The 13,383-nt window shown below is 69.9% G+C and carries 13 protein-coding genes; 8 read left to right on the plus strand and 5 right to left on the minus strand.

Going from position 1 to position 13,383, the window contains the following annotated elements:
- Positions 1-254: 254 nt before the first annotated feature.
- Positions 255-872 (minus strand): ComF family protein, encoded by a 618-nt coding sequence (locus tag BLT23_RS10725; protein WP_090048140.1) that lies wholly within the window; start codon positions 870-872, stop codon positions 255-257.
- A 980-nt stretch (positions 873-1,852) separates the two neighbouring features.
- On the opposite strand from BLT23_RS10725, the gene hpf reads away from it, so the two are divergent.
- Together hpf and secA are read left to right on the plus strand one after the other, a co-directional pair.
- Positions 1,853-2,533, plus strand: coding sequence for a ribosome hibernation-promoting factor, HPF/YfiA family (gene hpf, locus BLT23_RS10730; RefSeq protein ID WP_090048141.1), 681 nt, complete (start codon positions 1,853-1,855; stop codon positions 2,531-2,533).
- A 359-nt stretch (positions 2,534-2,892) separates the two neighbouring features.
- Complete coding sequence (secA, locus tag BLT23_RS10735; RefSeq protein ID WP_090048142.1) at positions 2,893-5,841, plus strand: preprotein translocase subunit SecA; 2,949 nt, start codon at positions 2,893-2,895, stop codon at positions 5,839-5,841.
- A gap of 58 nt (positions 5,842-5,899) precedes the next feature.
- Here secA and BLT23_RS10740 read toward each other — a convergent pair whose 3' ends face one another.
- The gene (locus tag BLT23_RS10740; protein ID WP_143035889.1) at positions 5,900-6,304 is read right to left on the minus strand and encodes an Rv3235 family protein; all 405 of its coding nucleotides are present in this window, start codon (positions 6,302-6,304) and stop codon (positions 5,900-5,902) included.
- 66 nt (positions 6,305-6,370) lie between these two features.
- On the opposite strand from BLT23_RS10740, the gene BLT23_RS10745 reads away from it, so the two are divergent.
- Complete coding sequence (locus BLT23_RS10745) at positions 6,371-6,781, plus strand: HAD-IA family hydrolase (RefSeq protein ID WP_090048144.1); 411 nt, start codon at positions 6,371-6,373, stop codon at positions 6,779-6,781.
- Between the two features lie 84 nt (positions 6,782-6,865).
- The gene (locus BLT23_RS10750; RefSeq protein ID WP_143035890.1) at positions 6,866-7,162 is read left to right on the plus strand and encodes a hypothetical protein; all 297 of its coding nucleotides are present in this window, start codon (positions 6,866-6,868) and stop codon (positions 7,160-7,162) included.
- Here BLT23_RS10750 and BLT23_RS10755 read toward each other — a convergent pair.
- Positions 7,144-7,902 carry a TrmH family RNA methyltransferase gene (locus tag BLT23_RS10755; RefSeq protein ID WP_090048146.1) on the minus strand — a complete coding sequence of 253 codons (759 nt, stop codon included), beginning with the start codon at positions 7,900-7,902 and terminating at the stop codon, positions 7,144-7,146. The genes BLT23_RS10750 and BLT23_RS10755 overlap by 19 nt on opposite strands.
- Before the next feature lie 105 nt (positions 7,903-8,007).
- On the opposite strand from BLT23_RS10755, the gene BLT23_RS10760 reads away from it, so the two are divergent.
- The 3 genes from BLT23_RS10760 to BLT23_RS10770 are packed head-to-tail and all read left to right on the plus strand — an operon-like array spanning position 8,008 to position 10,563.
- On the plus strand, positions 8,008-8,673 hold the full coding sequence (locus BLT23_RS10760) for a phosphotransferase (protein WP_090048147.1): 666 nt from the start codon (positions 8,008-8,010) through the stop codon (positions 8,671-8,673).
- Between the two features lie 10 nt (positions 8,674-8,683).
- On the plus strand, positions 8,684-10,075 hold the full coding sequence (locus BLT23_RS10765) for a WS/DGAT/MGAT family O-acyltransferase (protein WP_090048148.1): 1,392 nt from the start codon (positions 8,684-8,686) through the stop codon (positions 10,073-10,075).
- Positions 10,072-10,563 (plus strand): DUF6912 family protein, encoded by a 492-nt coding sequence (locus tag BLT23_RS10770; protein WP_090048149.1) that lies wholly within the window; start codon positions 10,072-10,074, stop codon positions 10,561-10,563. The genes BLT23_RS10765 and BLT23_RS10770 overlap by 4 nt, the downstream gene beginning before the upstream one ends.
- Before the next feature lie 22 nt (positions 10,564-10,585).
- Here the strand turns inward: BLT23_RS10770 and BLT23_RS10775 are convergent, their stop codons facing one another.
- A complete protein-coding gene (locus tag BLT23_RS10775) occupies positions 10,586-10,972 on the minus strand; it encodes a VOC family protein (RefSeq protein ID WP_176946685.1) in 387 nt (128 codons plus the stop codon).
- 36 nt (positions 10,973-11,008) lie between these two features.
- On the opposite strand from BLT23_RS10775, the gene pruA reads away from it, so the two are divergent.
- Positions 11,009-12,637, plus strand: coding sequence for an L-glutamate gamma-semialdehyde dehydrogenase (gene pruA / locus BLT23_RS10780; RefSeq protein ID WP_090048150.1), 1,629 nt, complete (start codon positions 11,009-11,011; stop codon positions 12,635-12,637).
- Here pruA and BLT23_RS10785 read toward each other — a convergent pair.
- Complete coding sequence (locus BLT23_RS10785; protein ID WP_090048151.1) at positions 12,634-13,362, minus strand: NAD-dependent epimerase/dehydratase family protein; 729 nt, start codon at positions 13,360-13,362, stop codon at positions 12,634-12,636. The genes pruA and BLT23_RS10785 overlap by 4 nt on opposite strands.
- Between the last annotated feature and the right edge of the window lie 21 nt (positions 13,363-13,383).

Below are 13,383 nucleotides of genomic sequence, written 5' to 3' on the forward strand. Positions count from 1 at the left end.
GGCTGTGTCGGGCTGGGCGTCCGGCTGGGCTGGGCGTCGGGCCGGGTTTGGCCGATGGGGTCGAGGTTGGCTGACGGGTCGGCTGGTTGCGGTGTGGGGGCGGCTGCGGTGGTCTCGGCTGACGCTCGGCATGGCTGGTCTGGTGGTGGACCGGGTCGGCTGGCGGTCGGCCGGGCCGCGGGAGGGTGCGGCGGGTCGCCCTCAGCTCACGGGGTCGGACAGAGCCGTGGCGGATCGCCCCGGACCGCTGGCTTTCACTGGCCCGGTTGGTGGGGGCGGGCCGACGTCAGGGCCACCACGCCGTGCGTGCGCACGCCGGCGGCGCGCAGGGCGCGGACGCAGGCTGAGGCTGTCGCGCCGGTTGTGATCACGTCGTCCAGCAGGACGGTGGTACCTGGCGGTGGGCTGCCGCGGACCTGGACGCGGCCTGCCAGGTTGCGGCGGCGGGCGCCCGCGGTCAGGCCCACCGAGTCGGTGACGCCGGGGGCCAGGTGCAGGACGGGGGCGACGGTGGCGATCTGGGTGGCCTCGGCGATGCGGTGCATGTGGTCGCCGCCTCGTTCGCGGGCGGCTGCGCGGCGGGAGGGGGCGGGGATGAGGGTCCACGGGGGTGGGCCGACCGCGATGAGTGCGCATGCCACCAGAGCGCCGAACCAGGCTGAGAGGGCCCGTGCGCCTCGCTCCTTGAAGGCGAGCACCAGTTCGCGTGCGGCGCCCTGGTAGGGGGCCAGCGTCCACACCGGCGGGCTGACGCCGGGGACCTGGAGCGGTGCGGGTGGGCCGAAGGCCGCCAGGCAGGTGGTGCAGCAGGCGGTGCCGCGGCGGCCGCAACCGGCGCATGTGGACGGCAGGAGCAGGTCGAGTGCTGTCATGTGGCCAGGATGGCGACGGGGTCCGACAGAAAATCGCGGTCGGGGCCGGAACCGGGCGGGATCGGCCGCGGTTGGGGTCTTTCGGCCCCGCCCACACGAGTGAAGTTCCTGTTGCTTTGGCGATCTTCAGTGCTGGTGGGAGGCGCTGTCGGGGGGCCGGGAGGGTGGTGATGTCGCGAAACCGTGTAACTCGTTTCGACCCGTTCGTCCCAACGCGTGTCGAGGCCGGGTTCCGGAACCGCCGCGTCCGCCCGGTCCGGCCGCCGGGCGGAGCCGTGCTCGCGCGGCACTGTCCCCTGGGATGACCCCGCGGAGCGGTCGTCACACCCCGCATCAGTTAACGATTATTCACATCTCTTGCTGACCAGCGGTTATTCAAGAAAATGCGGGCGAACAGAGTACAGCGAGTGATCGGCGGCCTTGTCCGGCAATGGTCGAAATCGGCCGTTCGGACGGGCGTGACAGGGTCGTGATCGGGCGTCTGCACCGATCACTTCCCTTGCAAGAAGTGTCGCGGGATCCCGCGGAGTGGATCGGAATCGATCTCTTCCAGGTTTCGGGAACATGACGCGGGGGTCGTCCGTTGGCTGGGTATGAGGCCGAACCTGGACCCGTTCGACGCAGCGGAGCTGCGGTCGAGTGCCGGAAACAGGCTGGGCCGTTCGGGTGAGCAGCCTGCCGGTGCGCTGCGTTCGTGGCACGCTCGGGACATGGTCGGCGACGCGCTGCGGTCGCAGTGCGTAGTCACCGAAAATTCTCGTCGTTCCCCCGGCAAGGGGGCTTACGCGACGGAGAATCCCAAGCTAACGTGCACCGCTATCAGCGTTCCCGGCACGCGGGGAGGAGGCGAACAGCCCATGACCCTGGCGCCGTGAGAGCTGCGGAGGACGACCCTCTGCGACACAATCCGCGATCCGTGATCGCCACGGCGCTCTGAATCAGTCCAGCCAAAGCTCGCAGCAAAGCGAGGGAGGTCGTGTATGGACATCGTCGTTAAGGGCCGCAACGTCGAGGTGCCCGATCACTACAGGGTGCACGTCGCCGAAAAGCTGGCCCGGCTTGAGCGCTACGACCGCAAGGTCATCCGCTTCGACGTGGAGCTTTTCCACGAGCCGAACCGCCGTCAGTCGAAGAACTGCCAGCGGGTCGAAATCACCGGCAAGGGACGTGGACCAGTGGTCCGTTCCGAAGCCTGCGCGGGTGACTTCTACGCCGCGCTCGATTCCGCGGTCGCAAAGCTCGAGAACCGCCTGCGCCGGTCACACGACCGCAGGCGCGTCCACCACGGGGCCCGCGCCCCGATCTCGGTGGCGGAAGCGACAAGCGGACTGGCCGATGGCTCGTCCGCAGGCGAAACCATGACGTCGCGCCGCGCGAAGACCGCGGTGCTCGACGCACCCGAGCCCGACTACGCCGACGACTACGAGGGCATGGCGGAAGTGCCCGCGCAGCGATGGGAAGAGGGCCTCGAAGACAAGTTGCCCGGACGCGTCGTACGCGAGAAGGAGCACGCCGCCAAGCCCATGACCGTCGACCAGGCCCTCTACGAGATGGAACTGGTCGGACACGACTTCTACCTGTTCGCCGACAGCGAGAGCGGACGCCCGAGCGTCGTCTACCGCCGGAAGGGATTCGACTACGGCGTGATCAGGCTGGCCTGACCCGCTGCCCCGTTCCTCCGACAGCCGCCGCCCCGCACCCCTCGCGTGCGGGGCGGCGGCCCGCGTCTACCGCCACCCGGACCCATCCCCGGCCGGGACGTTCACACCGTCAAGGGAACTCGGGCCGGTCAGGAACCTTCTCGCGGTGCCCGTGCGTTCACCTGGGCAGTGGCCGAGCAGGGCACGGCGACAGGCGAGAAGCGGAAACTTCGCAGAAGTGGTACCTGACCTGCGCATACCAGGTCGGGTGCACGAATCCGCCTGTGTCCGTGCACACATCTTGGCGACTTGCCTACGATGGGCAGGGGAAAGGCGTCCGACGAGGGCGCACCGCGATACAGGTGATGAGGTCTATCCAGATGGTGCTGTCCCGACTGCTCCGCTCCGGCGAGGGCAAGATGCTCAAGCGCCTCCGCAACATCGCGAACGCCATCAACGAGCTCGAAGATGACGTCGTCGACCTCTCCGACGCCGAGCTGCGCGCGAAGACCGACGAGTTCAAGAAGCGGCACGCCGGCGGCGAGTCGCTCGACGAACTGCTGCCGGAGGCGTTCGCCGTCGCCCGCGAGGCCGCGAAGCGGACCCTGGGTCAGCGCCCGTACGACGTCCAGATGATGGGTGGCGCGGCGCTGCACCTCGGCCAGATCTCCGAGATGCGCACCGGTGAGGGCAAGACGCTGACCTCGGTCATGCCCGTCTACCTGAACGCGCTCGCCGGCAAGGGCGTCCACGTCATCACCACCAACGACTACCTGGCCAAGCGCGACTCGGACTGGATGGGCCGCGTCCACCGCTTCCTCGGCCTCTCCGTCGGCGCGATCCTCTCCGAGATGACGCCCGAGCAGCGTCGCGTCTCGTACAACTCGGACATCACCTACGGCACGAACAACGAGTTCGGCTTCGACTACCTGCGCGACAACATGGCGTGGAGCCTGGACGAGTGCGTGCAGCGCGGCCACTACTACGCGATCGTCGACGAGGTCGACTCGATCCTCATCGACGAGGCCCGCACGCCGCTGATCATCTCCGGTCCCGCCGAGCAGTCGGCGCGCTGGTACACGGAGTTCGCACGGCTGGCCCCGCGGATGCGCGGCATCGACGTCACCACGCTCTCGCAGAAGGAGCGCCTCGAGGTCGTCGAGGAGAAGTCGAAGTCGTTCCACTACCAGTACGACGAGAAGAAGCGCACGATCGCGGTCACCGAGCTCGGTGTGGAGTTCATCGAGGACCAGCTCGGCATCGACAACCTGTACGAGGCGGCGAACACCCCGCTGGTGGGCTACCTGAACAACGCCCTCAAGGCGAAGGAGCTCTACCACCGCGACAAGGACTACATCGTCCGCAACGGTGAAGTCATGATCGTCGACGAGTTCACGGGCCGCGTGCTCGCGGGCCGCCGCTACAACGAGGGCATGCACCAGGCCATCGAGGCCAAGGAAGGCGTCGAGATCAAGGCGGAGAACCAGACTCTCGCCACGATCACGCTGCAGAACTACTTCCGCCTCTACGAGAAGCTCGGCGGCATGACCGGTACCGCCGAGACCGAGGCGGCCGAGTTCCACCAGACCTACAAGCTCGGCGTCGTCCCGATCCCGACGAACCGCACGCCGCAGCGCAAGGACATGCCCGACCTCGTCTACAAGACCGAGGAGGCGAAGTTCAACGCGGTCGCCGACGACATCGCCGAGAAGCACGAGAAGGGCCAGCCGGTCCTGATCGGCACCACCAGCGTCGAGCGCTCCGAGTACCTGTCGAAGCTGCTGCTGCGCCGGGGCATCCCGCACGAGGTGCTGAACGCGAAGCACCACGACCGCGAGGCGCTGATCATCGCGAAGGCGGGCCGCAAGGGCGCCGTCACGGTCGCCACGAACATGGCCGGTCGCGGTACCGACATCGTGCTGGGCGGCAACCCGGACATCATCGCCGACCACGAGCTGCGCGAGCGCGGCCTCGACCCGGTGACGACGCCGGAGGAGTACGAGGCGGCGTGGGCGAAGCTCATCGAGGAGCTCACGATCCAGGGCAAGGCGGAGGCCGACGAGGTCCGCGAGGCCGGTGGTCTCTACGTCCTCGGCACCGAGCGCCACGAGTCGCGCCGCATCGACAACCAGCTCCGCGGCCGCACCGGCCGTCAGGGCGACCCCGGTGAGTCGCGCTTCTACCTGTCGTTGCAGGACGAGCTGATGCGCCGGTTCAACGCGTCCATGGTCGAGATGGTCATGACGCGCCTGAACGTGCCGGACGACGTGCCGATCGAGCACAAGATGGTCACCCGTGCGATCCGCAGCGCGCAGACCCAGGTCGAGCAGCAGAACTTCGAGATCCGCAAGAACGTCCTCAAGTACGACGAGGTCATGAACCGCCAGCGCACGGTGATCTACGCCGAGCGCCGCCGGGTGCTCGAAGGCGAAGACCTGAAGGACCAGGTCGAGCACATGATCGTCAGCGTCGTCGAGGAGTACGTCAACGGCGCCACGGCCGAGGGCTACGCCGAGGACTGGGACTTCGACAAGCTCTGGACGGCCCTCAAGACCCTCTACCCGATCTCGCTGGACGCGAAGGAGATCCTCGAGTCCGACGAGGACGTCACCCGCGAGTACCTGCGGGAGCTGCTCGTCGAGGACGCCCTGAAGGCGTACCGCGAGCGCGAGGCCGACATCGACGGCCGGGTGGGCGAGGGCGCGACCCGCGAGCTGGAGCGCCGCGTGCTGCTGTCGGTCCTCGACCGCAAGTGGCGCGAGCACCTCTACGAGATGGACTACTTGAAGGAGGGCATCGGCCTGCGCGCCATGGCGCAGCGCGACCCCCTCATCGAGTACCAGCGCGAGGGCTTCGACATGTTCAACGCGATGCTCGACGCGTTGAAGGAGGAGATCGTCGGCTTCCTGTTCAACCTGCAGGTCGAGGCGGCCGAGCCGGAGCCCCCCGCCCAGCCGGAGGTGCCGGTGACCGTGGGCGCGTCCCCGCAGGCCCTGCCGCAGGTGGGCAACGGCCAGCAGGGCGGCGCCCGTGCCAGGGCCCGTGCGGCGGCAGCGGCCCAGCAGCAGGCGCAGCAGCAGGCCCAGGCCCCGTCGGGTCCGGCCATGGCGCAGCTGTCGAGCGGCAACGCCATCCCGCCCGCCCTGCGCGGCAAGGGCCTCGGTGGCCCCGGCCAGCAGTCGCTGAGCTACAGCGGCCCGGCCGAGGACGGCGGCGTGGAGCAGCACGGCGAGTCCGGCGGTGGCGGCGGCCAGCAGCAGGGCGGCACCCGCAGGGAGCGTCGTGAGGCGGCCCGTCAGGCGGCGAAGAACCAGCGCCGCGGTCGCTGACCAAGGCATCACGTGGGCCGCGTTCCTCCGGGAACGCGGCCCATGCGGCTTTCCGGGTTCACCCCAGTACCTCGAACGCGGTGAACCACCACCGCCCGCCCCGGTGTTCCGCCCGTGCCGCCACGGCCAACGCTCGCGCTTCCCGCCGCACGGTCACCGAAAGTTCCGCGACCAGCGGGGACGGGTGGCAGACCCGGGGTGGCCGCACCATCCGCGTGCTGCGCGGCCGGACCAGTGAAGCCAGCCGTCCGGCGAGGCCGGGGACGGCGACCTGGCGCAGCAGCCGCGCGGTGCGGCGCCCGTCCAGGATCTCCAGGATCACCGCGAGCAGCCGTTCAGCGTCCAGAGCGGGTGACGGCGGCTCCGGCTCCGGCACCCACACCGGCCGCGGGCGCGGACGTGGGATGAGCCCGCCCCCGGCTGGGGGCTCGTAGGCGGTGAGGCGGCGAACGACAGGCGGCATGTTCAACCAGGCGCGCCGGGGCCGGGATCAGGACGAGGAGCACCCGAAAGTGGGTACCTTCCTCCCGTGCTCAAGGCCCTGGTGCTCGACTACGGCGGCGTGCTGACCGATCCCGGCGAGGACAACCCGCCGGAACCGCCGCTGCTCACCGCGCTGCGCGAGGTGAAGCGGAAGGGCTTCAAGACCGCGCTGCTGTCCAACGCCGACGGGTGGTGGAACCCGCCGGCCGCGTTCGCGGGCCTCTTCGACGCCGCCGTGATGTCCGGCGAGGTCGGGCTCGCGAAGCCGGACGTCGCGATCTACCGGCTGGTGGCGGCGAAGCTGGACCTGGAGCCGGGCGAGTGCGTCTTCGTCGACGACCTCGCCGTGAACATCCGCGGCGCGGTCGAGGCCGGGATGGTCGGAGTCCACCACCGGACCGTTCGATCCACTCTCGAAGAGCTGGAGATTCTGCTGGAGATCGCGCTCCGCCACTGACGTGTCACACGGCAGCGTAATTGCCCGGCATTCTTCTCGTCGCTACGTTCGATTCACTCGTTGGCCGAACGCGCGGGAGTGAAGATGCGAGGAATCGGTGCTTGTCTCGCAGCCGTCATCGCGGTCGTGGCGGCCGCCGCGCCCGCACGGGCGGAGAACCGGTGCGGGGCGAGCTACCACGGCGACGGACGCACCGTCGAGGTCTTCTGCAGCGCGGGCCAGTCGCCGTACTTCCGGGCTGTCGCGCACTGCTCGGACGGGACGAGGACCTGGCAGCAGCCAGGCACCCTGGGCCGGGTCCTGTCGCAGACGTTCGTCGCCAGGTGCACGTCATCGACCGGGCAGCCCCGCATCGACGGTCACTACGTCAGCTGGGCCTGAGCGCGCCGGACGAGCTCGAAGCAGAGCACCGCCGCGGCCGACGCCACGTTGAGCGACTCCACCCCGGCCGCCATCGGGATCGAAAGCCACGACGTGATGTGCGGACGCACGTCGTCGGTGATTCCCGCGGTCTCGCTGCCGAGCACGAAAGCGGCGCGTTTGCCGAACGAGGCGGAATAAATCGTGTCGGAGGCGTGCGAATCCAACGCGAAGAGCGGATAGCCGGAGGCGCGCAGCAACGCCGCCGCTTCCGCCGCCGTCCCGCACCGCAGCACGGGCGCGCGGAACGCCACCCCGGCGGACGCCTTGACCACGAGCGGGTCGATCGACGCGACGCCACGGCGCGGCACCACGATGCCGTCGATGCCCGCGGCCGTCGCCGTCCGCAGGATCATGCCGACGTTCGCGGGCGTCGTGATGCCGTCGAGCACCAGCACCGACCGCGGCGAGCCCTCCTCCAGCGCCAGGGCCAGCGGCTTCATCCTGGGCGCCACCACGTCGGCGAGCACGCCCTGGTCCTGCTTGCCGTTGCCCGCGAGCACCTTCACGCGCTGGGCGGTGGCCCGCTGCACCTGCACGCCCCGCGACCGGGCCGCGTCGAGGATCTCCCGCGCCGCGGGGCCCCTGGCGGTGTCGGCGAGAACGACCTTGTCCACCGACAGCGCGGGGTCGTCCAGCGCCTCCAGCACTGGCTTGCGGCCGTAGACGGTGACGAAGCGGTCCTTGGGCGAGATTTCCACAGCAAGAGGGTGACAGAGCCCCGCACACCGGGCTCGAAGGGGTGAAGAGCCCGACTAGACCCGTTCGGCCCTTGTGTTTCGGATCATATTGATGATGATCGTCACATGACGGCAGGTATGCGCAGCGTCGCGCAACGCCAGCACCTCGCGAGCGGTCAGGACTCGGACGTGTTCATCCGGTCCGACGGGCTGCTCGTCAAACGCACGCGCACAGGTCGTGACATGCGGAGCGAGGCGCGGATGATGACGTACCTCAGCGGGTGCGGCATCCCCGTCCCGCGGGTGCACGAGGTGACGGCGGACGAGCTCGTCATGCAGTACGTGCCCGGCCCGCGGATGTCGGAGGAGATCGGCCGCAAGCCGTGGCTCGCCGGCTGCCTCGGCCGCGAGCTGGCCGATCTGCACCACCGCCTCGACGTGGTCCCGGCGCCGGACTTCCTGAGCGGCGAGGGCCACCTGCTGCACCTCGACCTGCATCCCGGCAACGTCGTGCTCGGCCCGGAGGGCCCCGTGGTGCTCGACTGGGCGTCCGCCACGAAGGGCGACCGCAGGCTCGACGTCGCGCTGAGCTGGGTGTCGCTCGCCGTCGCCCGCCTCGCGCCGGTCCGCAAGCTCACCCGGTGGCGGTTCCTCCGGTCGTTCATGGCCAACGTCGACCCGAAGGCGGTCGACGCGATCCCGGAGGCCGCGCGCATCCGGTTGCAGCGTCACGACCGCGACCCGGCCGAACGCGCGGCTCTGGAGAAGTTGATGGACCGCGAATCGCACTAGGCTGGGTGGTATGCCCGACCGACTGTCAGCGCTGGACGCCTCGTTCCTGTACATGGAGGGTTCCACGACGCCGATGCACGTCGGCGGCGTCGCCGTGTTCCGCCGTCCCAAGGCGGGTTTCGACTACGACAAGCTCGTCGACCTCATCGAGCAGCGGCTGAGCCTCGTGCCGCGCTACCGGCAGAAGGTCGTGCACGTCCCCGGACGCATCGCGCGCCCGGTCTGGGTCGACGACCCGGACTTCGACGTCACCTACCACGTGCGGCGGTCGGCGCTGCCCAAGCCGGGCACCGACGCGCAGCTGCACGACCTGGTGGCGCGGCTGATGTCGCGCCCGCTCGACCACTCGCGGCCGTTGTGGGAGATCTACCTGGTCGAGGGGCTCGCGAAGAACCAGACGGCGGTCATCACGAAGACCCACCAGGCCATGGTCGACGGCATCGCGTCGCTGGAGATCGGCCAGGTCATGCTGGACGTGTCGCCGTCGCCGCGGACGAACGTCGAGAACCTGTGGATGCCGCAGCCGGAACCCAGCTCGTTGCAGCTGGTGGCGGATGCGGTCACCGACATCGTGCAGCGGCCGGGCGAACTCGCCGAGAACGTCCGCAGCGCCGCCCTCGACACGGTCAACACGGTCGAGAAGGTCTTCCACGCGTTCGGTGTGCTCGCGTCCGCTGTCCGCACCGCCGCCACTCCGGCGCCCGGCTCTCCGCTGAACGTCCGCATCTCGTCACCGCAGCGCCGCTTCTCCGTCGCGCGCGCCCAGCTCGACGACCTGCGTGCGATCCGCAAGGCGCATGGCGGCACGGTCAACGACGTGGTGCTCGCGGCGTTGTCCGGTGCGTTGCGCAACTGGCTGCTCAGCCGTGGCGAGAACGTCACGGGCAGCACCACGATCCGTGCGATGGCGCCTCTCTCGGTGCGCGAAGCCGATCCGGACTCGGGCAACAACGTCAGCGCCTACCTGGTCGACCTGCCCGTCGGCGAACCGAACCCGGTCGTGCGCCTGCACCACGTCTCGCACGCGATGCGCGCGCACAAGGAGTCCGGCCAGTCCGTCGCCGCCGACGCGTTGGTGAAGGTCGGCGGTTTCGCGCCCCCGACGCTGCACGCCCTGGGCGCCCGTGCCGCGTCGTCGTTCTCGCGCAGACTGTTCAACGTGATCGTCACGAACGTCCCCGGCCCGCAGGTGCCGTTGTACGCGGCGGGCGCGAGAATGACCGAGATCTTCCCGGTCGTCCCGCTCGCCAGGGGCCAGGCGCTGGCCATCGGGGTGACGTCGTACGACGGCGGTGTGTACTTCGGGCTGAACGGCGACCGCGACGCCATGTCCGATGTGGACGTTCTCGCGACAATGGTCGAGGAGTCGGTGGAGGAACTGATGGGGACGGCGAGCGCATGAGGGTCTACATCCCGGTCACGGTGCCGATGCTGCGCACGTTCGTCGACAGCGGCGAACTGGCCCCGCTCGGCGGTACGGCGTTCGCACTGACACCGGCCCTGCGCGAGTCCTACGCGGCCGGTGACACCGAGGAGCTGGAGTACGCCGCGATGCTGGACGCGGCCCGCGCCTCGCTGCGCCTGCTGGCGGCCGACGAGAAGGCCGAACCGCGCCGCGCGGTCCTCGCGGTGGACGTCGACGACGTGACGCTGCGGCCGGACCTCGACTTCTCGGTCGTGAAGGTGTCCGGCGCCGTGACGGCGAAGATGGTCGCGGCGGTGCACATGGACACGGCCGAGGCCGAGGCGGACGTGCGGGCCGCGGCCGACGTGGTGGACGCCGCGGACCTCGGGGACCCGGACGCGGAGTTCGCGCTCGGCAGCGCCGAGGACCACGAGCTGGCCTGGTACGCGCTCCAGGAGCTGCCTTTCGTGCTGGAGCTCATGTAGCCGCCGCGGCGAGGCCGGGGGCTCACATGCCCTCGGCCGGCTCCCACAGCTCGATCCGGTTCCCCTCCGGGTCCACGCACCACCCGAACCGCCCGAACTCGGAGTCCTCCGTCTCGGGCAGCACCTCGACCCCGCGCGCCCGCAGCTTCGCCATCAGGGTCACCAGGTCGTCGACGCGCAGGTTCAGCATGGTGCGCTGGTGCGGTTCGCCGATGTAGTCGGTGTCCTGGGCGAACAGCGCCATCGTCGTCGTGCCGGGATGGTCGGTCGTGGCGGTGTCGAGCCAGTGGAAGGTGACGGCGCCCTTCTCGCTCATCGGCACGCCGAGGTTGTCGCGGTACCAGGCCGCTAAACGCGCGGGATCTCTTGAACGCAGGAAAACCCCGCCGATGCCAGTCACCCGCGCCACCCGACGGACCCTACTACCGCGTGCCACGATGGGGGAATGGACGCAGTCACGTCTGCACCCGAACCGGGCAACGAGCCCGTGCGCGCTTATGCGCCCGACAGCCCCGAACGCAGCAGTTTGCAGGCTCGGATCGCGGAGCTGGAGAGCGAGACCCACGAGCTGACGATGACCATCGGCGGTCAGCGGCGGATGGGGGGTGGCGACCGGATCGACGTCGTTCAGCCGCACGACCACAGGCACGTGCTCGGCGTGACGGCGCAGGCGACGAACTCCGACGTCGCGGATTCCATGCGGGCCGCGCAGCACGCGGCACCGGGCTGGCAGGAGCTGCCGTTCGACGAACGCGCCGCCGTCTTCCTCAGGGCGGCCGACCTGCTCGCCGGGCCGTGGCGCGACACGCTCAACGCCGCCACGATCCTCGGGCAGTCGAAGTCGGTGCAGCAGGCCGAGATCGACGCAGCCTGCGAGCTGGTCGACTTCCTGCGGTTCAACGTCCACTTCGGGCGCCGGGTCCTGGAGGAGCAGCCGGTGAGCAGCCCCGGCGTGTGGAACAGGATGGACCACCGGCCGCTGGACGGGTTCGTCGTGGCGATCACGCCGTTCAACTTCACGGCCATCGCGGGCAACCTGCCGCTGGCGCCCGCGCTGATGGGCAACACGGTGGTGTGGAAGCCGTCGCCGACGCAGCAGCTGGCCGCGCACTACACGATGCGGCTGCTGGAGGAGGCCGGTCTGCCGCCGGGCGTGGTCAACCTCGTCACCGGCGACGGGCAGGCGGTGAGCGAGGTGGCGTTGCGGGACAGGTTCTTCGCCGGGCTGCACTTCACCGGGTCCACCCGCACGTTCAAGGCGTTGTGGCGGACGATGGCCGCCAACCTGGACAACTACCGCGCCTACCCGCGGGTGGTCGGGGAGACCGGTGGCAAGGACTTCGTGCTGGCACACGCCTCCGCCGACCCGAAGGCGCTCGTCACGGGGCTCGTCCGGGGTGCTTTCGAGTACCAGGGCCAGAAGTGCAGCGCGGCGTCACGGGCGTACGTGCCGCGGTCGCTGTGGGAAGGCGGTGTGCGCGAGCAGTTGCTCGACGTCACGAAGTCGTTGTCGTACGGCGATGTCACGGACCTGTCGGTGTTCGGCGGGGCCGTGATCGACCGGCGGGCGTTCACGAAGCAGAAGGAAGCCCTGCTGATGGCGTCGGCGTCCACGTCGGTCGAGGTGCTGGCCGGCGGCACGTGCGACGACTCGGTGGGCTACTTCGTCGACCCGACCGTCCTGCTGGGCACGGACCCGCACCACGACATCTTCACCACGGAGTACTTCGGGCCGATCCTCGCCGTGCACGTCTACGAGGACGCGGACTTCCCGCGGATGATGGAGATCATCGACACCTCGACCCCGTACGCGCTGACGGGCGCGATCTTCGCGCGCGACCGGATGGCCGTCGAACAGGCGCATCGCGCGTTGCGGTTCGCGGCGGGCAACTTCTACGTCAACGACAAGCCGACCGGCGCGGTCGTCGGGCAGCAGCCGTTCGGCGGGTCGCGCGGGTCCGGGACGAACGACAAGGCGGGCTCGATCTACAACCTGCAACGGTGGACGAGCCCGCGTGCCGTCAAGGAGACCCTGGTGCCGCCGACGGACCACAGGTACCCGCACATGGGTTAGCGGCGCGGACGCCACCCGGTCGTCTCGGTCAGCTTGGTGCTCACGACCCGTTGCGACCGCGCGAACACCCCGAGGGACGCCGCGAGCTTGCCCGTGAAGGCGGGCAGCCGCGTGATGCCCGTGTCCCGCTTCAGCACCGGCGAGCCGACGTTGTAGACGCCGGAGGGCGCGTCCAGCACGGCGACGGCGGCGGCCGCGGCGTCACCGGGGTGCACGACCGACATCCAGCCGCCGCCGACGAGCACCGGCGGCGACTGGGCCTCGCCACCGATCAGCATCCCGATGCGCAGGAAGACACCGCCGGGGTGGGCGAGCACGTTCTCCTGGGCCTGCACGGAACTGGCGATGTGGCCGACGGGCGCGATGGGCGCGCTCTCGTCCAGCTCGCGGTCACCGCCGTCGGCGTAGACGAACGAGATGCCCTCCTGCACGATCCGCCCCACACCGGCCAGCCGTGCCGCCTCCACCACGGCGGCACTGCCTTCCGTGCGGATGCGGTTGTTCTCCGCCCACGCGCTCGCGAACACGGCCTTGGAGCTGAGCGGGATGCGGGTGGCCAGGTTGACCACCGCGTCGTGGCCCGTCAGCTGCTCCGCCAGCCGCGGCACGTCGAACATCGAGGTGGTGTGCCTGTCCAGCACCCCGACCTCGTGCCCGGCGGCCCTGAGCCGCGGCACCGCTTCCCGTCCGATGACACCCGTCGCACCGATCACGAAAACCTTCATGACCAGTGGACGGGACGGCGC

The organism is Lentzea fradiae, assembly GCF_900100955.1.
Lineage (GTDB): Bacteria > Actinomycetota > Actinomycetes > Mycobacteriales > Pseudonocardiaceae > Lentzea > Lentzea fradiae.